Source organism: Streptomyces sp. NBC_01775 (assembly GCF_035917675.1).
GTDB lineage: Bacteria > Actinomycetota > Actinomycetes > Streptomycetales > Streptomycetaceae > Streptomyces.
On sequence record NZ_CP109104.1, the window covers coordinates 5,678,270 to 5,697,892 of the forward strand.

General features: G+C 70.7%; 16 protein-coding genes. 7 read left to right on the top strand and 9 right to left on the bottom strand.

Going from position 1 to position 19,623, the window contains the following annotated elements:
• Nucleotides 1-81: 81 nt before the first annotated feature.
• The gene (locus OHB04_RS25400; RefSeq protein ID WP_326689960.1) at nucleotides 82-468 is read left to right on the top strand and encodes a VOC family protein; all 387 of its coding nucleotides are present in this window, start codon (nucleotides 82-84) and stop codon (nucleotides 466-468) included.
• A gap of 98 nt (nucleotides 469-566) precedes the next feature.
• On the opposite strand, the gene OHB04_RS25405 is transcribed toward OHB04_RS25400, so the two are convergent.
• A complete protein-coding gene (locus tag OHB04_RS25405; RefSeq protein ID WP_326689961.1) occupies nucleotides 567-1,811 on the bottom strand; it encodes an LCP family protein in 1,245 nt (414 codons plus the stop codon).
• Nucleotides 1,812-2,166: 355 nt separating this feature from the next.
• Here OHB04_RS25405 and OHB04_RS25410 point away from each other — a divergent pair, with 355 nt between their 5' ends.
• Nucleotides 2,167-2,706 (top strand): acyl-CoA thioesterase, encoded by a 540-nt coding sequence (locus OHB04_RS25410; RefSeq protein WP_326689962.1) that lies wholly within the window; start codon nucleotides 2,167-2,169, stop codon nucleotides 2,704-2,706.
• Between the two features lie 43 nt (nucleotides 2,707-2,749).
• On the opposite strand, the gene OHB04_RS25415 is transcribed toward OHB04_RS25410, so the two are convergent.
• Nucleotides 2,750-4,270: an LCP family protein gene (locus OHB04_RS25415; protein WP_326808391.1), complete on the bottom strand. Its 1,521-nt coding sequence runs from the start codon at nucleotides 4,268-4,270 to the stop codon at nucleotides 2,750-2,752.
• A 199-nt stretch (nucleotides 4,271-4,469) separates the two neighbouring features.
• Here OHB04_RS25415 and OHB04_RS25420 point away from each other — a divergent pair, with 199 nt between their 5' ends.
• Nucleotides 4,470-5,525 (top strand): glycosyltransferase family 2 protein, encoded by a 1,056-nt coding sequence (locus tag OHB04_RS25420; protein ID WP_405807378.1) that lies wholly within the window; start codon nucleotides 4,470-4,472, stop codon nucleotides 5,523-5,525.
• 122 nt (nucleotides 5,526-5,647) lie between these two features.
• Here the strand turns inward: OHB04_RS25420 and OHB04_RS25425 are convergent, their stop codons facing one another.
• From OHB04_RS25425 to OHB04_RS25440, 4 genes are all read right to left on the bottom strand, one after another.
• Nucleotides 5,648-7,390 (bottom strand): LCP family protein, encoded by a 1,743-nt coding sequence (locus OHB04_RS25425; protein ID WP_326689965.1) that lies wholly within the window; start codon nucleotides 7,388-7,390, stop codon nucleotides 5,648-5,650.
• A 70-nt stretch (nucleotides 7,391-7,460) separates the two neighbouring features.
• Nucleotides 7,461-9,224 (bottom strand): LCP family protein, encoded by a 1,764-nt coding sequence (locus OHB04_RS25430; protein WP_326689966.1) that lies wholly within the window; start codon nucleotides 9,222-9,224, stop codon nucleotides 7,461-7,463.
• Nucleotides 9,225-9,348: 124 nt separating this feature from the next.
• Nucleotides 9,349-10,653 (bottom strand): LCP family protein, encoded by a 1,305-nt coding sequence (locus OHB04_RS25435; protein WP_326689967.1) that lies wholly within the window; start codon nucleotides 10,651-10,653, stop codon nucleotides 9,349-9,351.
• 170 nt (nucleotides 10,654-10,823) lie between these two features.
• Entirely contained in the window at nucleotides 10,824-11,579 is a 756-nt protein-coding gene (locus tag OHB04_RS25440) for a TIGR03089 family protein (protein WP_326689968.1), read from the bottom strand.
• 147 nt (nucleotides 11,580-11,726) lie between these two features.
• On the opposite strand from OHB04_RS25440, the gene OHB04_RS25445 reads away from it, so the two are divergent.
• From OHB04_RS25445 to OHB04_RS25455, 3 genes are all read left to right on the top strand, one after another.
• The gene (locus OHB04_RS25445; RefSeq protein ID WP_326689969.1) at nucleotides 11,727-13,283 is read left to right on the top strand and encodes a peptidoglycan recognition protein family protein; all 1,557 of its coding nucleotides are present in this window, start codon (nucleotides 11,727-11,729) and stop codon (nucleotides 13,281-13,283) included.
• A 151-nt stretch (nucleotides 13,284-13,434) separates the two neighbouring features.
• Nucleotides 13,435-14,517, top strand: a complete 1,083-nt coding sequence (locus tag OHB04_RS25450) for an NDP-sugar synthase (protein WP_326689970.1) — start codon at nucleotides 13,435-13,437, stop codon at nucleotides 14,515-14,517.
• Between the two features lie 158 nt (nucleotides 14,518-14,675).
• Nucleotides 14,676-15,581, top strand: a complete 906-nt coding sequence (locus OHB04_RS25455; protein WP_326808392.1) for a DNA-3-methyladenine glycosylase family protein — start codon at nucleotides 14,676-14,678, stop codon at nucleotides 15,579-15,581.
• An 86-nt stretch (nucleotides 15,582-15,667) separates the two neighbouring features.
• On the opposite strand, the gene OHB04_RS25460 is transcribed toward OHB04_RS25455, so the two are convergent.
• The 3 genes from OHB04_RS25460 to OHB04_RS25470 are packed head-to-tail and all read right to left on the bottom strand — an operon-like array spanning nucleotide 15,668 to nucleotide 18,574.
• Nucleotides 15,668-17,068: a coenzyme F420-0:L-glutamate ligase gene (locus OHB04_RS25460; RefSeq protein ID WP_326809522.1), complete on the bottom strand. Its 1,401-nt coding sequence runs from the start codon at nucleotides 17,066-17,068 to the stop codon at nucleotides 15,668-15,670.
• 11 nt (nucleotides 17,069-17,079) lie between these two features.
• Nucleotides 17,080-18,048, bottom strand: a complete 969-nt coding sequence (gene cofD, locus OHB04_RS25465) for a 2-phospho-L-lactate transferase (protein WP_326689972.1) — start codon at nucleotides 18,046-18,048, stop codon at nucleotides 17,080-17,082.
• Nucleotides 18,049-18,082: 34 nt separating this feature from the next.
• Nucleotides 18,083-18,574, bottom strand: coding sequence for a cysteine dioxygenase (locus OHB04_RS25470; RefSeq protein ID WP_326689973.1), 492 nt, complete (start codon nucleotides 18,572-18,574; stop codon nucleotides 18,083-18,085).
• Between the two features lie 646 nt (nucleotides 18,575-19,220).
• Between OHB04_RS25470 and OHB04_RS25475 the strand changes: the two genes are divergently transcribed.
• Nucleotides 19,221-19,484 (top strand): WhiB family transcriptional regulator, encoded by a 264-nt coding sequence (locus OHB04_RS25475; RefSeq protein WP_004952403.1) that lies wholly within the window; start codon nucleotides 19,221-19,223, stop codon nucleotides 19,482-19,484.
• Nucleotides 19,485-19,623 lie beyond the last annotated feature (139 nt).

The following is a 19,623-nucleotide window of genomic DNA, read 5'->3' on the forward strand; positions in this document are numbered from 1 at the left end:
AACGCCCGACGCAAGACGCCGACGCGAGACGCACGCCGCAGAGACAAGGCAGACGCGCGAGACCGACGAGAGGAAAGCACGATGGCCATCGCCAAGATGGGTGTTGTCGTCCTGGACTGTCCCGACCCCAAGAGCCTCGCGGAGTTCTACGCCGCGGTGCTGGGCTGGAAGGTCGAGGAGTCCGAGGACGAGCAGGACTGGGTGGAGGTGCTGAGCCCGGACTCGGGCAGGCAGCTCGCCTTCCAGGAGTCGCCGGGCTACATCCCGCCGCAGTGGCCGAGCCTGGAGCACGGGCAGCAGTTCCACCTCGACTTCGACGTCCCCAAGGCCGGGATCGAGGAGGCCGAGCGCGAGGTGCTCGCGCTGGGCGCCCGCCTCGTGCAGGGCGACGGCGACGGCGCGCGCGGCTTCCGCGTCTACCTCGACCCCGTGGGGCACCCCTTCTGCCTGTGCATGACCGACCGCTGAGGCGCCTCCGGACACGGACGGCGCGGCAGACACACGTGTGGCCGGGCCCCGAGGCCCGGCCACACGGTGCGCGAAAGAGGTGAAAGACGCGGAGGGGGTCAGCGGTCGGAGGAGACGGTGACCTTCTCGTCGTTGTTGAGCTGTTCGACGAGCTGCTTGACCTTCGTCTTGTCCCACGCGAGGTTGCCCCCGGGCGCCGGGCCCGAGATCGGCATGTTCATCGACTTGCCGTCCCCGCCGGAGACGCCCTTCATCGCCCAGAACATCGAGGCGACGTTCCACAGGCTCATGTCCTTGTCGACCTTGAGCGTGTCCAGGCCCGCGCCCATCGTCGGGTAGAGCTTGAACGGGTTGAGGACGGTGCTGGGGGTCGCCGTCTGGTTCGCGAGCGCCGAGAGGAACTTCTGCTGGTTCTTGGTGCGGTCCAGGTCGCTGCCGGGCAGCGCATAGCGGGTACGCACGAACGCCAGCGCGTCCTTGCCGTCCAGCGTCTGCTTGCCCTTCTTGAAGTCGGCGCCCGACTTGTTGTCGTGGATGTCGCGCGGGATGTCCATCTCCACGCCGCCGACCGAGTCCACGATCTTCGCGAAGCCGCCGAAGCCGATCTCCGCGTAGTGGTCGATCTTCAACCCGGTGTTGTGCTCGACCGTACGGACGAGCAGTTCGGGGCCGTCCGTCGCGTAGGTCGCGTTGATCTTGGTGTGCTTGCCCTGGGCGGGGAAGTGCTTGCCCGACTCGGATCCGGTGAAGGACGGGACCACGACATCGGAGTCGCGCGGCAGCGAGATCATCGTGTTGCCGTTGTCGCCGACGTGCAAGATCATGATCGAGTCGGTGCGGCCCTCGTCGGTGGGGCCTCCGGTGTGCAGGTCGTTCTTCTCCTGCTTGGACATGCCCTCGCGGCTGTCCGAGCCGACGATCAGATAGTTGGTGCCATCGCCCGCCTCGGGGCGGTCCTCGACGATGCTGAGGTCCACCTCGCGGCGCAGCTTGGAGTCGGCCCAGAAGTAGGTGGCCACCGACCAGACCAGCGTCACCACGACCAGCGTGATGGCGGTCCACTTGATCCGTTTGCGCCAGTCGGGCCGCGGGCGGCTGTCGTAGGACCCGTAGCCGTCGTCGTCCCGGCCGTCCCCGCGACCGCCTCGGCCGCCGCCGTAGACCTGGCCCTCGCTGTAGCCCTGGTCGTAGCCCGGTCCTTGGTCGTACTGGCCCCGGGACTGGGGCGGGACACTGGGGTTCGATGTGTGGGGCATGACACGTGTGGGGTCGGGATGCGCGTCGCTGCCACGACCCTCCCGGCCCCCGGGGCGGTCAGTCCAACCGTCGGGCCACTGATTCATGCAGGGAAGTGTGCCTGGCCCAGGGGGCGCGAACACAGGGCGGGTACCACTTCGGGGAGATGCTGTAGCAGTTCTGATGCAAATACTCAGGTCGGAGCCCTGGCATCTGCGGTCATATGGTGGCGGACATGACCCACCAGGCACTCACGGCGGAATGCAAGGTTCCGGACACTTGGCGTCCGCATCCTGAGACGAGGTGATCTCCCTTGGGTCCCTCGGGGCGGGCGCCCCGACGCACGGTTGCTCCTCCTGTGGAAGGAACGCGCTGACCAGCGGAAACGCCGGGTGGAGCGCTGTCGGGCGGCCCCGGCGTCGGCGGAGCACGGTGCCGGGGCTGTCCGCTTATGGTGGTGTCATGACTGATCAGGGCCCCATACCGGCAGGGGACGACCTTCCCGGAAAGCCGACCTCCGCGTCACGCACCACGCTGTCGCACATCATGACGGCGGGTGACACCAACCTGTACGGAACGGTGCACGGGGGCGTGATCATGAAGCTGGCCGACGACGCGGCCGGAGCGGTCGCGAGCCGGCACTCTGGCGGGCCCGCCGTGACGGCGTCCATGGACGAAATGGCGTTCCTCTCCCCGGTCCGCGTAGGCGATCTCGTTCATGTGCACGCACAGTGCAATTGGACGGGACGGACATCCTTGGAGGTCGGCGTACGCGTCATGGCCGAGCGCTGGAACGAGTCGACGCCCGCGCAGCAGGTCGGGTCGGCGTACCTGGTGTTCGCGGCGGTCGACGAGGACGGGAAGCCGCGCACCGTGCCGCCGGTGATCCCGGAGACGGACCGCGACGAGCGGCGCTTCCAGGAGGCCCAGATCCGACGCACCCACCGGCTCGCCCGCCGCCGCGCCATCAAGGACCTCCGCGCCGCACGCGCCGCCTCCTGACGGCCGGACCGGGCCCGGCCCGGTCCGCCCCCAAGGCCGGTCCTCATCCGCAGCCGACCCTGTCCCCCCGCACCGGGGCGCCCCCCGGAGCGCTGGCCAGCGCGGGGGCGCGTACGCGCCGTACGCGCTGGTCCGGGGCGCCCACCGTGACCTTCATCCGGGGGCCCTGGCCCTTGGCCGCCACCATCTCGACGCCGGGCAGCGCCGCCGCCAGCGAGCGCGCCGAGCGGTCCCAGCGCGGGTCGTAGGTGAGGGTCGTCCGCGAGTCCTGGGCCCGCGGCGCGTTCGCGGGGGTCCGGGTCGTGGCGAAGCCGCTGGCCCGCAGCTCCCGGTCGACGCGTGCGCCCAGGCCCGTCTTGCCCGTGGCGTTGCGCACCTCGACGCGGATGTTGCGCGGCGGGACCTCCACCTGTGCCGGTCCGCTGCGCCTGGCAGGCTGCTTGTCGACCGACAGCGGGCGGTCCGAGCGGAGCGCGGTGAACAGCTCTTCCGCCTTCTTCTGGTCCCACCGCACCGTTGAACCCAGCTTCGGCGCCCGGAAGTCGGTCTCGGACAGCGGCACCGAGGCGAACTCGGAGGAGGACGGGCGAAAGCCGCGCATGGCCTGTCCGAGCGCCATCATCTGGCCGCTGCCGAAGCCGTGGTCCGCGCGCACGGACCGCAGCAGGGTGCGGGCGACCTGGTTGAAGCGGACGGGGTTCATCAGTACCCCGTTGTCCGTGGCCCGCGAGATCACCGAGGCGAGGAAGCGCTGCTGGCGCTTCATCCGGCCGAGGTCGGAGCCCCCGTCCAGGTGCCGGGCCCGGACGTACTGGAGCGCCTGGCCCCCGTCGAGGCGCGTGGTGCCCTTGGGGAGACTCAGTCCGGAGTAGCTGTCCTTGAGCGGTTTCTCCGTGCACACCGGCACTCCGCCCAGGACGTCCACGGTGCTCATGAAGCTGGTGAAGTCGACCTCCAGGTAGTGGTCGACGTGCACGTTCGTCATTTTTTCGACCGTACGTACGGTCAGCGCCGGGCCGCCCGCCGTGTAGGCGGCGTTGAGTTTGGCCGGGCGGGCGGGCAGGACCTTGCCGGTGGCGCGGTCCTGGTGCGCCGGCAGCTCCGTGTACGAGTCGCGCGGCAGGCTCACCACGCTGGCGCGCTTCCGGTCGGCGGACAGGTGCACCAGCATCAGAGTGTCCGTGCACTCACAGGCCGCGCCGCCCAGTTTGTACTTCTTCTTCTGCTCCGTCGAGATCTTGTCGCGCCGGTCGGTGCCGACGACGAGGACGTTGGAGCCGTCGGTGTCCCGCGGCCGGTCCGTGAGTCCGTGGAAGGGGTCGACCCTGCGGACGTCCGAGTTCAGCTCCTTCACCATGGCGTGCCCCACCCCGCTCGCGGTCAGCAGCAGCAGGGAGGTCGCGATGGTGATCCGTCTGCCCCAGCGTGGACGGCCCTTCTCCCGGCCCCGCCCGCCGGGGCCGGCGCCCGGGTCGCCGCCCGGACCACCCCCGCCGCCGGTGCGGCTGCGGGGTGCCGCAGCCGCGGGGCCGGGGGGACCGGGGGACTGGCCACGCTCGGGCAAAAGAGGTCCACCTTCCCGGACGGGGACCTACCGGACTGTGCGTGCGGTGACGTCCCGATTACGTATGGTCTCCGAACGGTAAGCCGATACGATCTCCGGATCGCGCACACACGCCGTTCGGCCGCAGGTCGGTACTCGCGCGGCGTCGGGCCGTACGGAGCGTTCCCCCGATCGCGGTAACGTGAGGCCCGTGACTCGCGTGACTCAAAGCCCGTCTGCGGGCTCCTCCCCCGACGCCGCCCCGGCCCCCGTATCCGTGATCATGCCGGTCCTCAACGAGGAACGGCACCTGCGCAGCTCCGTGGAGCACATCCTGGAGCAGCGCTACGACGGGGAGCTGGAGGTCGTCATCGCGCTGGGTCCCTCCACGGACCGCACGGACGAGATCGCCGCCGAGCTGACCGCCGAGGACCCGCGCGTGCGCACCGTGCCGAACCCCACGGGGCGCACCCCGGCCGGGCTCAACGCCGCGATCAAGGCTTCCCGGCATCCGGTCGTCGTCCGGGTCGACGGCCACGGCATGCTCTCCGGTGACTACATCGCCACCGCCGTGCGGCTCCTCGAGGAGACCGGCGCCGCCAATGTCGGCGGTGTCATGCACGCCGAGGGGGAGAACGCCTGGGAGCACGCCGTCGCCGCCGCCATGACCTCGAAGATCGGCGTGGGCAACGCAGCCTTCCACACCGGCGGCGCGGCGAGCGAGGCCGAGACGGTCTACCTGGGCGTCTTCCGCCGCGAGGTGCTGGAGCAGCAGGACGGCTACAACGAGGAGTTCATCCGCGCCCAGGACTGGGAGCTGAACTTCCGCATCCGCGAGGCCGGGGGTCTGGTCTGGTTCTCGCCCGACCTGCGGGTCTCCTACCGCCCCCGGCCGAGCGTCCGGGCGCTGGCCAAGCAGTACCGGAACTACGGCCGTTGGCGCCATGTCGTGGCCCGCTACCACTCGGGCTCGATCAACATGCGCTACCTCGCCCCGCCGGTCGCCGTGTGCGCCATCGCCGCGGGCCTCGTGGTGGGCGCCGCCGTCACTCCGTGGGGCTTCGTGGTGCCCGGCGCCTATCTGGCGGCCATCACCGCCGGCTCGCTGCCCGCGGGAAAGGGGCTGCCGCTGAAGGCGCGGGCGCAGATCCCGGTGGCGCTGGCGACCATGCACATGTCGTGGGGCTGGGGTTTCCTGACGAGCCCGAAGAAGCTGGCCAGGAAGGTCATCGCGAGCCGCCGCGAGCCGGTGCGGGCCGCCCCGGCCACCCAGTAGGTTCAGCTGCCTCTTCCAAGGCCGTGGCAAGGGGCACCGGTAAGGCACATGCGTAAGGGGCGCCCTCTCAGGAGGGCGCCCCTTACGCATGCGCGGATTCCGTCAGACCGGCTGCCGCCAGGTCACCAGGTGGAGTTCGGGTTGACCTTCATGCACGCCTTCTTGTCGTTCCCGTTCAGCGCGTCGGCACTGTCCGGAGTCTTGTCGCTCTCCTGGTCCCCGCCCTTGCCGGCGCCCTTGTCGCCCTTCGGGTAGACATCGCCCTCGCGCCAGTCGGTGCCCACGACGAGGGTGACCTGATCGACGCCCGAGGAGTGCTTGACCAGCCGTTCGGGGATGCCCAGGCTCTTGGCCACGGCCAGCGCGTCGCCCCGCTGCTGCTCGGTCGGGTACGTGATCGTCGAGTCCGCCTGCGACTTGGGCGTGCTGTCGGTCGCCGCCTGGCTGAAGCCCTTGCGCGTGAGCACCCCGGCGACGGCGCCCGCGCGTCCGGTGACGGGGCGCTGGAGCGAGGTGCCGGTGCCGTTCATCACGCGGATGGGGATCTGCGCCTTGGGCTGAGAGGGCTCCGTCGGCTGGGGCGACTTGCCGGCCCCGGGCTTCTTCTTGTCCTTGCCGTCCAGCGCCACGTCCCGGCGCATCAGCGAGAAGACCTGGTCGGAGTCGCCTTCCTTGGGCACGACGTAGGCGCCGCCCTGGCTGTACTCCCAGGGCATCGTCGTCATGGTGATGCGCTTGGTCGGCACGCGCTTGAGGTCGTTGCCCAGGTCGTAGAGCTTCTTGACCGTGCCGATGCCGTTGTCGACGGTCAGCGCCTTGGTGGCCGCCTCCGCCAGGCCGCGCATCTTGCCCGGGTCGGTGAGCTTGGTACCCGCCTTGAGCTGGCGGACCATCGAGTTCATGTACATGTGCTGGGCCTTGGCGCGGCCGATGTCGGTGCCGTCGCCGAAGCCGTGCCGGGTGCGCAGCCAGCTGAGGGCCTGCTTGCCCTGGATGGTGGAGGACCCTTTTTTCAGCTTCAGCTTCGAGCGCGGGTCGTACACGTTGCTGTTCACACACACCGGTACGCCGCCGACGGCGTCGGCCATCGAGACCACACCCGCGAAGTCGATCATCATGAAATGGTCGACCGGGATGCCCGTCATCTCCTCCCAGGTCGCCACGGTGCAGCCGGGGCCGCCGTGCTGGAGACTGGTGTTGATGCGGTCGGTGGTCTTCGGGTACACCTTCCCGTCGTCCGGGTCGGTGCACTTGGGGATCGTCGTCTTGGTGTCACGCGGAACGGAGATGACCGACATGTTGCTGCGGTCGGCCGAGACGTGCAGCAGCATCTGGACGTCCGCCAGCGGTGGCCGCTCGCGGTCCCCCTTGGAGCCGCCGAGTTCCACGTTCGCCTTGGAGGCGCGCGAGTCGGAGCCCAGCAGGAGGATGTTCATCGGGGTCTGCCCGGCGGCGTTGGGGTCCGACTTGTCGAGCTTCTGGTCGCCCAGGTTCAGCTCGTCCTTGCCGAGGTTGTCGTTCAGGTGCCGGTAGTAGAGGTAGCCTGCTCCCGCGGTTCCCAGTATCAGCAGCGCCAGAATGATGACGAACCAACGCAGAACGCGCCGCTTGCGCCGGGGGCGCCTGCGGCGTCCCCTTTCGTCCACCACGTTCTTGTTCCCGTTCTGTTCGTCCCCGCCGTCCGGGGAACTGTCCTGGCTGACGGCTCGACGAACAGCGTCGGCGCCCGGCCCGTGCGGGCCCTGGCTCTCATCTCCCTGACGCGGTGGGTGGCCCTCGTAGAGGCTCTCGTCCCATCCCCGTTCAGCGGCGGAGGGAGCGCCTCTTCGCGCTCCCCTGCCACCGCGGGTGCCGTTGTGCCGCACGGGACCTCCCCGAGTTCCTCAGGTTGTGCATCCTCCGGCCGTCTGGCGGGACGTGCCGGAGGGGTCGATGTCACTTGGCGCACACGTTCTTGTCGTTCGCGTTGACCTTCTCCACTCCGGATGGTGCCTTGTCCGGCGCCTCGATCGGCTCGCCGGCTCCGGAGAAGTCCTCGCCGAGCGTCAACTTCATGCTCTTGCCCGAGCCGCCGTCCGCGGACTTCTTGAGCGCCGAGGCGGGCAGGCCCATCATGTCCGCGAGCCGCGCCGCCTGGCCTTCCTGCGAGGGCGCGAACTCCAGTTTGGTCTCCTTCAGCTGGGGCGCGTTGCCCCCGGCCGTGGCCTTGCCCGCACCCTTGTTCGTGAGCCAGTCGACGGTCTCGCTCGCGGCGCCGGTGGTGCCGCCGCCGTTCAAGACTTCCACGTTCACCTGTGAGACCGGCGCCTTCTTGGCCTTCGCGGGGGACTTGCCCTTGTTCTTCTTCTTCACCTTGGTCATGGACTTGTCTTCCCTGACCATCTTGAAGAGCGGCTTGGCCTTCGCCTCGTTGAGCACGACGGTCGCCGGGTCGTCGGGGTTGTCGACGACGGGCGCGGTGGCGAAGGTGATGTTCTTGACGTTCACTCGCTTCAAGTCCTGCGCCAGGCTCATCAGCTTCTTCACGCTGCCGATGCCGGTGTCGACGGTCAGCGCCTTGGTCGCCACGTCGCTCAGGTCCAGCAGCTTGGAGGGGCTGGTGAGCGTGTCACCGGACTTCATCTTGCGGATCATCGAGCTGAGGAACTGCTGCTGGAGCTTGATGCGGTCCAGGTCGCTGCCGAAGCCGATGGCGTGCCGGGTGCGGACGAAAGCGAGCGCCTGTTCGCCCTTGACGGTGTGTTTGCCGGCCTTCAGCTTCAGATGCGACTTGGGGTCGTTGATGGGCTTGGCCGCGCAGACCTCGACCCCGCCGACCGCGTTGGACAGCTCCTTGACGGCGTTGAAGTCGGCCATCATGAAGTGGTTGATCTTCACGCCGGTCAGCTTCTCCACGGTCCGCCAGGTGCAGCCCGGGTCCCGGCCCGACTGGCCCAGGCTGGTGTTGAACCGCTGGCTCTGCTGGCCGGGGATGTTCTTCTTGGAGCCGTCCTTCTGCTTGGTGGGGCAGTTGGGGATGTCGGTGATCATGTCGCGCGGGATGGACAGCGCGGTGGCGTTGGTGCGGTCCTCGGAGACGTGGAAGAGGAACGTCGTGTCCGCGTGCCCGACGCTGCCCATGTCGCCGTAGCCCGTGTTGCCCTTGCCCGAGCGGGCGTCGGTCCCGATCACCAGGATGTTGACCGGGCCGTCGGTGACGGCGGCGTTGTTCATGCCGACGTCGACCTTGTTGATGTTGCCGTTGAGCCGCTGGTAGAAGACGTAACCGCCCACGCAGCTCGCGATCACGACCAGCCCTACGATGCCGCCGCCCCAGCGCAACGCCTTCTGCTTGCCCGAGAGCCTGCGTTTGGCCTTCCTGCGGCCGTGGCCTCCGCCCCTGCCCTCCGCGTGCCCGGACTTCTCGGCGGCACGTGAGCGTCGCTGTGCGGGCAGCCGGGGCTCGCCGTGGCGCCTGCCGCGCGGTTCGTGGCCCTCGTCGGCGGACGGTTCGGAGGAGGCCGGTTCGGAGGGGGCCGCAGGGTCGGCGCGGGAGGATCGTCTCTGGCGCGGGGCGTTGGGGCGACTGTTGCCGTACTGACTCGGGGAGTCGTCGGCAACCGGGTTCAGTCGCAGCTCATAGCTGCCGGTGCTCGGGTTGAACACCCACTGATCAGCGGGATCGATATCACCCGCGTGCCCACGGCCTTGCGCGTCCACGATTGCGAAAGTCCTCCAATAACCGGCTGCTGTTGCCGCTCCAGGGCTGACCGGAGCGCTCACACTATCCGGCAGGTTCGGCGGCTAGCGACGCCGGTGACAAATTCCACGCGACCCGAAACGGTCAATTCGGCTCATTCTCAGCCTCATTCGGGGAACAGATGTCCCGGGCCGCTGTCGTTCCTCGGTATGTCTGGCCTGCCGGGTCCTTCTCGGCTCCGTCGTCCGGCGTCTCTTCGCCGGTCTTGTTCTTGTCGTTGTTCTTGTCCTTGTCGTTCTTGTCCTCGTCCTTGTGGCCGCCGGATTTCCCGCCTTTCTGCGCTGCGTCACCTGACGGGGACTCCGCGTCAGTGGCGGCCTGTTCGTCGCGCACCCGCACGGTCCGGTCGTGGCGCAGCGTCGCGAACAGCTGCTGGGCCGCGGGCTGCACCAGTTCATCGCGATTGATGTCCAGTTCGTACGACTGTCTGGGCACCGTAAGAAAGCGCACGCCGTCTTCCGGGATATCGCGCACGCTCCGCACGAGTTCGTACAGCTCGGTGAGGGAATCGAGTCCGGAATCGGCGGTCAGCGACGACGTCGCGGCATCCAGGACCGGATAGGCCTTCCCCGGATTCAGCAGTACGCCGTTGCTGCGCATCTTCTTCACAAGAGATCCAAGAAACTGCTGCTGGCGGTCGATGCGTTCCGTATCGCTGCCGTTGCCGAGGCCGTGCCGGGCGCGTACGTAGCCGAGCGCGTCCTCCCCGCCCAGGGTCTGCCGTCCGGCGTCGAGATCCAGCTTGGCTTCCCTGTCGTGCACCGGGCCGGCCAGACAGACATCGACGCCGTCGACGGCGTCCACCAGCTTCTTGAACCCCTGGAAGTCGACGACGAGATGGTGGTCGACCCGGATGTCCGTCATCTTCTCGACCGTCCGGATGGCGCATGCCGTGCCGCCGGTCTGAAAGGCCCAGTTGAACTGCGCGAACCGCTGCTCGCTGGAAGAGCCGTCCTTCTCCTTGCAACTCGGGATGTCCACCATCAGGTCGCGCGGAATGGACACCCCGGTCGCGCTGCGCCGGTCGGCCGCCACGTGCAGCAGGATGGCCGTGTCCGAGCGCTCGCTGCCCTCGTCCCGGCCGTAGGCGCCGTTGCCCCCGCCGCGGTTGTCCGAGCCCAGCAGCAGGATGTTCTGCGCGGTGCTCGCCGCTTCGACCTGCGCGGGGCGCTCCTTCTCGTGCTGGGCCAGCTCGTCGGCCGTGTCGTAGTCGGTGCGGATGTTGCCGTCGAGCTTCTTGTAGAGGGCCCAGCCGGTACCGGAGGCGGCCAGCACGAGAACCGAGGCCAGGAGAGCGGCCCAGCGCAACCAGCGCCGACGGTGGGGACGGGAGGCAGGGGTGGTGCCGGTGGTGCCTGAGTCCTCGTCGGTGGTGCCCGGATCGGTCACGGCTGCGTTGTCCCTCGCGTCTTGGCGGCGACTGGGCGTACGTACAGACGTGCGGGCGCGCCGGTTACGTAGACAGACGCAGGAAACGCCCGCATGGTTGTACGCATTGCCGATCAAGAGTGCGGGTAGTACGCACGGCCGCCGTCGGACGCCGTGCGGCCCGGCCGCCGTCAGCCGGTGGTGTGGGTGATGCGCTCGCTCTCCTTGCGCTTGTCGAGGGACGCGCCGTCCAGCAGCTCCAGTCGGGGCGCCAGCACCACCGAGCCCCCGGCGGCGAGCGGCGCGAGCAGCCCGGCGCTGACGCCCTCCCAGCTGTCGAAGGGCAGCGCCGACAGCAGCCGCGATCCGGCGGCCAGCCCGCGTTCCCCGGCGTCTGCCCGCGCCCGCTCGACCACCTGCGCCCCGGTCAGCCCGGTGCCGTCGGGCAGCGCGAGCGCGGGGGCTTCCGGGTCGACGGGCACGTAGGGCGTGAAACGGTCGCCCTGCCCCGGCACCTCGACGGCGTAGTCGGCGAACCCCTCGGGCGGCTGCGGGAAGCGACCGCCGAGCGGGCGCAGGGCGAGCGCCACCCGCTCGCCCGTGCACGCCCGCGCCGTTTGAAGGGTGTCGGGCCCGCTCACCACGAGGTCGGTGCCCGCGGCGTCCCCGCTCAGGTCGACGAGGACGCCGGCCGAGGAACAGGCGAGCAGCCACACCGCCGTCTGCCAGTGCGCGGGCAGCAGCAGCGCGAGCCGGTCGCCGGGCTCGGCGCCGAGGTCGTCCTGGAGGAGGTTCGCGGTCTTCGCCACCCAATTGGCGAAGGTGGCGACGGAGAGTTCGACGCGCTCCCCTGTGGCGTCGTCGTAGAAGGTCACCAGGGGGCGGGAGGGATCGTCGGCCAGCGCGGTGCGCAGCAGGTCGGCGGGGGTGCGGTCGGAGGCGTTCATTCGCGCAAGCGTACGCCGGAGACGTGGCTGGCGGGGCGTCAGCAAGGTGCCGGAGAAGCCGGTCTGAGGCTCTGTGAGTACCTGAGGGGAGTAGTGAATCCGTTCCTGAATAGACAGAAATGATCAGTTGTGTCCACGATCATTGGTATGCGAGCGAAACGTGCAACCTCGATCGGTGTCGTCAGCGCGGCCCTGCTACTGCCGCTCGTCTCCGTCGCCCCGGCGGCAGGCGCTCCCCCGGCAGGCGCCCCGGCGGCAGGCGCCTCCGCGGAGCAGGCGTCCCGGGCCGCGGAATCGGTGCCCCGGGCCAGGAACAACGACCAGGTCTCCCAGGGCCGGGTCGCCGGTGGCACCCAGTCGCTGCCCTTCGCCCCCGGACCGGCCACCAGGGTCGCCGGCGGCAACAGCGCCGGCAGCCGCGAGATCGGCGCCCGCACGGTGCGCCCCTACTCGCTGCTCGGCGTCGTATGGGAACACGCGAGCGACCAGCTCAACGGCCACGTCCAGGTCCGCACCCGCGACGCCGCCACCAAGCGCTGGTCCGAATGGCGGGAGTTGGACTCCCATCCCGGCGACGTGCCGGGCGGGGAGGTGCCCGAGTCGGCCGACGGCGAAATGCGCGGCGCCACCACCCCGTTGTGGGTCGGCGCGTCGGACGGCGTACAGGCGCGGGTGCTCCTGGGGCACGAGTCCGGCGGGCAGCAGAACGCGCAGGGGCTGTCCGCGTCGGCACAGCCCGACGGGCTGCGGCTGGACCTGATCGACCCCGGCCCCGAGCCCACGCGGGCCCCCGCCCCGGGCCACTCCGCCAAGGGGCGCGACTCGGCGCCGGGCCCGGTGGCCTCGTCGGACGGGAGCGCCTCCCCGGCCGGCCACCCCCCGACGGGCGGAAGCACCGGCTCCGACGGGCGCGGCGAACAGGGCGCGGGCGCGGGCCACAAGCCCGAGCCGGGCCGTGCGCCCGATTCCGGCCAGGCGCCCGGCCCGGGCGCGGGCAGCGCCGGGGAGTCGGCCGCGGCGGCCAAGGCTTCCGGCGGCGCGGCCCTCCCGGCCCTCACCAGGGAAGCGACCCGGACCGAATACCGCCTCAAGGCCCGCCCCTACATCGGCCCCAGGCCGCGCATCGTCACCCGCAAGGGCTGGGGCGCGAACGAGAGGCTCCGGGAGTCCAAGCTCGGGTACACCAAGTCCGTCAAGGTCGCCTTCGTGCACCACACGGCCATGAGCAACGACTACACGTGCAGCCAGTCCCCCTCGATCATCCGGGCCATGTACCGCTACCACGTCAAGAGCAGCAAGTGGCGGGACATCGGCTACAACTTCCTCGTCGACAAGTGCGGCACCGTCTACGAAGGCCGCGCCGGGGGTGTGGCCAAGCCCGTCATGGGAGCTCACACTTACGGCTTCAACACCAACAGCACAGGCATCGCGGTTCTCGGCTCCTTCGAGAGGAGGAGACCCCCGGCGGCGGCCATCGACGCCGTCTCACGGCTCACCGCGTGGAAGCTCGGCCTGTTCGGCCGCGACCCGAAAGGCAAGGTCTGGATGACCTCGGGCGGCGGCAAGTACAAGAAGGGGAAGAAGGTCAGGCTCCGCACGATCTCCGGACACCGGGACGGGTTCACCACCGCGTGTCCCGGCGCCCGCCTCTACGGCAAGCTCGGGGCGACCCGCGCTTCGGCGGCCCGTATGCAGGGCCGCTGAGGGCTCCCCTCGCGGCGCTGACCAGCGCCGCGAGGCCACCTGCCGGGGTGCGCGCACGGGGGCGCCCGCGTGTTCGTACGCGTCTGCATACACTGGCCGCCGGCCACGGAAGGACTGGCCGGCGGACCCCGGCAGGAAGCAGAGACAACACGTGACAGAAGCGATCCTTCTGGTCGGGGGCAAGGGCACCCGGCTGCGTCCGCTGACCGTGAACACCCCCAAACCGATGGTCCCCGCCGCGGGTGTGCCCTTCCTCACCCACCAGTTGGCCCGCGCGCGTGCCGCGGGCGTCGACCACGTGGTGATGGCCACCTCCTACCTCGCCGAGGTCTTCGAGCCCCACTTCGGCGACGGCTCCCAGCTCGGGCTGCACCTGGAGTACGTCACCGAGGAGGAGCCGCTGGGCACCGGCGGCGCCATCCGCAACGTCGCCTCCCGGCTGCACTCGCGCCCCGAGGAGCCGGTGCTCATCTTCAACGGCGACATCCTCTCCGGCCTCGACATCCGCGCCCTGGTCGGCCGGCACACCGCCGCCGGCGCCGACGTCTCGCTCCATCTGACGCGCGTGACCGACCCGCGCGCCTTCGGGCTCGTCCCCACCGACAGCGGGGGCCGGGTCACCGCCTTCCTGGAGAAGCCGCAGACCCCCGAGGAGATCGTCACCGACCAGATCAACGCGGGCGCCTACGTCTTCAAGCGCTCCGTCATCGACACCATCCCCGCCGGGCGCCCCGTCTCGGTCGAGCGCGAGACCTTCCCCGGCCTGCTCGCGGCCGGCGCACACCTGCACGGAATGGTCGACTCCACCTACTGGCTCGACCTCGGCACTCCGCAGTCCTTTGTCCGCGGCTCCGCCGACCTCGTCCTGGGCCGTGCCCCCTCGCCCGCCGTCCCCGGCCGGTGCGGGGAGCGGCTGATACTGGAGACGGCGGACGTGGCCGGCGACGCCAAGCTCACCGGAGGCTCGGTCGCGGGCGCCCGCGCCGAGGTCGGCTCCGGCGCGCGCATCGACGGCAGCGCGCTGCTGGACGGCGCCGTGATCGCCCCCGGCGCCCGCATCCGCGACTCCCTGATCGGAGCGGGAGCACGCATCGGCGCCCACACGGTCCTGGACGGCGCGGTCATCGGGGACGGTGCGGTCATCGGCGAGGACAACGAACTGCGCGGCGGCATACGCGTCTGGTGCGACGCCCGGATCCCCGCGGGCGCCGTCCGCTTCTCCTCGGACCGGTGACCCGCGTCTCCTTCGCGCGGGAAGACCTACTGCCGAGGCGGCGAGCCTGACGACGGAGGCCCCGGCCCCGGAGCCAGGGACGGACCCCAGGCCCCGGCCCCGGCCCGGCCCAAAACCCGGCCCCGGGGCTGTCAGTCCCGGGGCCTACGCTTGCGGCCGTGTCACTCACCCGCTCCTGGACCCCGCCGGGCCCGTACGACCTGCGCCGCAGCCTGGGCGTGCTGCGCCGTGGTCCGTACGACCCGACGTTCCGTGCGGAGGACGGCACCCTCTGGCGCGGCACCCGCACCCCGCTCGGGCCCGCCACCCTCCGCCTCTTCGCGCGCGCGGGCGGCCAGGTGTGCGCCGAGGCATGGGGACCGGGCGCCGAGTGGGTGCTCGACGGGCTGCCCGCGCTGCTGGGAGCCGAGGACGACCCCGGCGCCTTCGTCCCGCACCACGAGCTGACCCGCGAGGCACACCGCCGTCATCCGGGGCTGCGCCTCATCCGTACGGGTCGCGTCCTGGAGTCGCTGATCCCCTCCGTGCTGGAGCAGAAGATCACGGCCGAAGAGGCGTACCGCGCCTGGCGGTTGCTCGTGCGCCGCTTCGGCGAGCGCGCCCCCGGGCCGCACCCCGGCCTGTGGGTGATGCCGGCGCCGCGCGACTGGCTGCGCGTCCCCTCATGGGAGTGGCACCGCGCGGGGGTCGACCAGAAGCGCTCCGCGGCGATCATCCGCGCCGTCCAGCGGACGGGCCGCATGGAGGAGGCGGCCCGGATGGATCTCCCGGCCGCGCTCGCCCGGCTCCAGGCGATCCCCGGCATCGGCCCGTGGACGGCGGCCGAGGCACTCCAGCGCAGCAACGGCGAGCCGGACGCTCTCACCGTCGGAGACCTGCATCTGCCCCGCCAGGTCGGCCACGCGCTCACCGGGGCGCGCGACACCGACGACGAGGGCATGCTCGCGCTCCTCGCCCCCTACGAGGGCCAGCGGCACCGCGCCTCGCGCCTCATCCTGCTCGCGGGCCCGCGCATGCCACGCAGACAGCCCCGCTTCCCGGTGGGTGACATAGCCCGGCTATGAGGTGCGAGCCGGGGGCCGACGGCCTCCGGGGGTGTCGTCACAGCGGAACGACCAGGGGCGTCGTCACAGCGGAACGACGGCTCCGCTCACAGGCTGACGATGAAGGACTCGGCCGTCCGCGCGGGCCGCTGCCGGGGTGCGCCCGCGGCGTGCCCGACAGCGACGGCGCCCATCGGGTCCCAGCCCTGCGGCAGCCCCAGCACCTCGCGCACCACGTCGCGGCAGAACATGGTGGAGGAGACCCAGGCCGACCCCAGCCCCTCTCCGGCCAGCGCCACGAGAAAGTTCTGGATGCCCGCGCCGTTGGCGACCACGAACATCTCCCGCTCGGCAGCGGCCCTGCGCGCGTCCGGATACTCGTGGGAGCCGTCCATCACCAGGCAGGGCACGGCCAGATAGGGCGCCGCGCGCAGCACATCGCCGCGCCGCACCCGCTTGGTGATGCTCTGCTCGCTCTTGCCGTCCCGCCGCAGGTCGGCGATCCACGCGTCCCGCATGGCATCCAGCAGCCGGACGCGGATCTCTTCCGTCTCCAGCAGCACGAACCGCCACGGCGTCGTGTGGTGCGGCGCCGGCGCGGTCACGGCGGCGGCGACAGCGCGCCGCACGGCCGCACCGTCGACCGCGTCACCGGTGAACTCCCGTACGGTGCGCCGCAGCGTCACCGCCTCGCGCACGGCCTCCGAAGTGCCCAGCCGGAACATGTCGTTGGCCGCGTCCCGCACAAGCGCCCGCGCGGTCTCCCCGTAGCCGGACGCCGCTTCGGTGCCGGGCCGGTCCGGGCCGGGCCGGTCCGCGCCGGGCCGCGCCTCCTCGCCCGGTGCGGGCAGCACGTACCGGGACAGGCCGCGTACCACCGCCACCGGCAGCCCGGCGGCCTTGCCCTTCACCAGCTCGCCCGCGCCCGCCAGCTCGTCCCCGACGGCGGTGACGGTCACGCCGAGCGGGTTGCCGTACATGTCGACGCCGCCGCGCAGGTCCTCCAGGACCTGCACGCCCGCCGCGCCGATCGCCACGTCCGTCTGCCCCTCGCGCCAGGGCCGCCCGAAGGTGTCGGTGATCACCACGCCGACGGTGACCCCGAGGACCTCCCGCACGCCCTCGCGCAGCCGCCGCGCCGTACCGTCCGGATCCTCCGGCAGCAACAGCACGGTGCCCTTGGGGGTGTTGGAGGCGTCGACCCCGGCAGCCGCCATGACGAAGCCGTGCCGCGACTCCACGATCCTGGCGGGCCCGCGGCGTGCGACGACCCGCACGGTCTCCGCGTCGATCGCCGCCTCCCGGTCGTCCGCCTCGACGATCCGGCCCTCGGCCTTGCTCACGATCTTCGACGTCACGATGAGCACATCGCCGTCCGTGAGCCCGCGCCCGTCCGCCGTGCCGGCGGCCTCGGCGATCAGCCTGACCAGGTCGTCGCCCGGCTGCACCTCGGGGATGCCGGGCAGTGCCCACACCTCGTAGGCGGGGCCCGTCCCTTCGGCCTCCATGACCGCAGCCGTCACGGCCGTACCTCCTCGGCCAGCTGAAGCGCCTGCCGCGCCATCGTCGCCGTGGCCTCTTCGTCACTCATCATCAGCGGCACGGCGCGGCACCGGATGCCCGCTTCCTCCACCGCGTCCACCGAGCCCGCGTCCACGGTGTCGACCAGCCACCCGTCGAGCAGCCCCGAGCCGTAGTGCGCGGCGACGGCGGCTGCGGTGCTCTCGACACCCACGGCGGCCAGCACCTTGTCCGCCATCCCGCGCACCGGCGCGTCGCCGACGATGGGGGAGAGGCCGACGACGGGCACGTCCGCGTCGGCGATCGCCTCCCGTATGCCGGGCACCGCGAGGATCGTGCCGATGCTGACGACGGGGTTGGACGGCGGGAAGACGATGATGTCCGCCTCGGCGATGGCCTCCAGCACCCCGGGCGCCGGCTTGGCCGCGTCCGCGCCCACGGGCACCACCGCGTGCGCGTCCACCGAGGCGCGCAGGCGCACCCAGTACTCCTGGAAGTGCACGGCCCTGCGGCCACCCTCGGCCTCGGGATCGTCGATCAGCACGTGGGTCTCGACCCGGTCGTCCGTCATCGGCAGCAGCCGCACCCCCGGCTGCCACCGCGCGCACAGCGCCTCGGTGACGGCGCTGAGCGGATAGCCGGCGGCGGTCATCTGGGTGCGGACGATGTGGGTGGCGAAGTCGCGGTCGCCCAGCCCGAACCACTCGGGGCCCACGCCGTAGGCGGCCAGCTCCTCCTTGACGGCGAAGGTCTCCCCGGCCCGCCCCCAGCCCTGCTCCTCGTGGATGCCACCGCCGAGGGTGTACATCACGGTGTCGAGGTCGGGGCAGACCTTCAGGCCGAACAGATGGATGTCGTCGCCGGTGTTCCCGATGACGGTGATGTCCGCGTCAGGCACCGCGGACCTGAGCCCGCGAAGGAAGCGGGCACCGCCGATGCCCCCGGCCAGAACCACAATGCGCTGCATGGGCAACAGTCTCGCAGCCCACGCCCCGGCCCTGTCACCAGGCCAGGGCATCACGCGCGGTGGCGGGCGCCAGTGAGCAGTGCATCGGCATCTCCGTCAGTCCCGGGGAGTAGACGTGCACGCTCACGGCGGGTTCGAGACCGTCGTTGACCACCTCGTGCACATAGCCGGGTGCGAAGACCCGCACCGTGCCCGCGCCGAGCGCGCGCGAGCCGCGCCCGTGCTCGGTCAACTCCCCTTCGAGTACGCCGAACACGCCGGCGGAGGGCCCGTGGCCGTGCCGCCCGCTGCCCTGGCCCGGCAGCCAGCTCAGCAGCCACACCTCATAGCCGGGGCCGGTCCGCAGCCGGTGGTACCAGCGCACGGTCGGGTCGTACCGCACGAGCGGTGCCCAGGCGGCGCGGTCGGCGGCGAGCTGACGGATGAGCCCGGCGAAGCCCGAGACCGTGGAGGGGTGCGCGGGGACGGGAGGGAGAAGATGTGCGATCGCGAGCGGATCGCCCGCGATTTCGACGTCGCTGTTCACGTGCGTGAATGCCTTCGGTGAAGAGGGAGGAGCCCTACGGGAGGGCGCTGGGCATGTCGGAGTGGAGAACTCAACAACAGCGACAGCGACAGGACTCCAGGACACCCGAAACCGCGCGGGCACCACGGCCCGCGGCGGGCTGCACGGCGAGCGGGCCGCGAGCCATGGGGAAGTCGGAGATCACTGGCATAGGTACCAGGAGAACGTTTCGATGCCCAGGTGTCAACTGGATGTCGGGTTTGTGGCCAATGTTTCACCGCATCCGGTTGCCCGGAGTGCCGAAAGGTTTGTGTAGTGCGATCCCGGAGAGACGGCGCCCCGGTCGCCCCGAGTGCGCCGTTGCGTTTTCGTGATCGCAGCGTGATCAGGGCCATCCAGGCGGTGGTGCGGAACGTGCCCGCAGGCCACCGCGTTCTGAATGAGGGAGCGGGGCAAAACGACCACGTGTCCGGCAGGTATGTCATAGTTCGTGGTGATTTGAACACTTACTGCGAAAGCTTGGTTCCGCCGAGTGAATAACGGGCTCAATAGCAGATCTCGGCTTGACTGCCCCGGATCGGCACACTTGTAATTTCACTCGTGTCGTTCAAGTGGGTTCGATAACGACAGCATCACGGGGCCGTAAAGACGGACGAGGGGCGCGCACATGACCGAGCTGTTCCAGCAACTGCTGGTCGAAGAGGCGGACGAAGAGCTGGGCTGGCAGGAGCGCGCGTTGTGCGCGCAGACCGATCCCGAATCGTTCTTCCCCGAGAAGGGCGGATCCACGCGGGAGGCGAAAAAGGTCTGCCTCGCCTGTGAAGTCCGGTCGGAATGCCTTGAATACGCCCTCGCCAATGACGAGCGTTTCGGTATTTGGGGCGGACTGTCCGAGCGTGAACGGCGCCGCCTGAAGAAAGCAGCTGTGTGACCTAGCCGTCCGGCATATACGGCACGGGTCACGCGGGCGGCACGGAGCCCGCCCGGGACAGTTGCACGGAGGCGCGGGACGGGCACGGACGAGCCGTTAGTGTGGGGCCGTCCGAGACACACCACCCCATGAGGGGCGG

Bases quoted from the DNA above. Each gene is read 5' to 3' on its own strand.
- OHB04_RS25400 (WP_326689960.1), top strand. From the start codon at position 82: ATGGCCATCGCCAAGATGGGTGTTGTCGTCCTGGACTGTCCCGACCCC.
- OHB04_RS25405 (WP_326689961.1), bottom strand. From the start codon at position 1,811: ATGAATCAGTGGCCCGACGGTTGGACTGACCGCCCCGGGGGCCGGGAG.
- OHB04_RS25410 (WP_326689962.1), top strand. From the start codon at position 2,167: ATGACTGATCAGGGCCCCATACCGGCAGGGGACGACCTTCCCGGAAAG.
- OHB04_RS25440 (WP_326689968.1), bottom strand. From the start codon at position 11,579: ATGAACGCCTCCGACCGCACCCCCGCCGACCTGCTGCGCACCGCGCTG.
- OHB04_RS25445 (WP_326689969.1), top strand. From the start codon at position 11,727: ATGCGAGCGAAACGTGCAACCTCGATCGGTGTCGTCAGCGCGGCCCTG.
- OHB04_RS25460 (WP_326809522.1), bottom strand. From the start codon at position 17,068: ATGGAGGCCGAAGGGACGGGCCCCGCCTACGAGGTGTGGGCACTGCCC.
- cofD (WP_326689972.1), bottom strand. From the start codon at position 18,048: ATGCAGCGCATTGTGGTTCTGGCCGGGGGCATCGGCGGTGCCCGCTTC.
- OHB04_RS25475 (WP_004952403.1), top strand. From the start codon at position 19,221: ATGACCGAGCTGTTCCAGCAACTGCTGGTCGAAGAGGCGGACGAAGAG.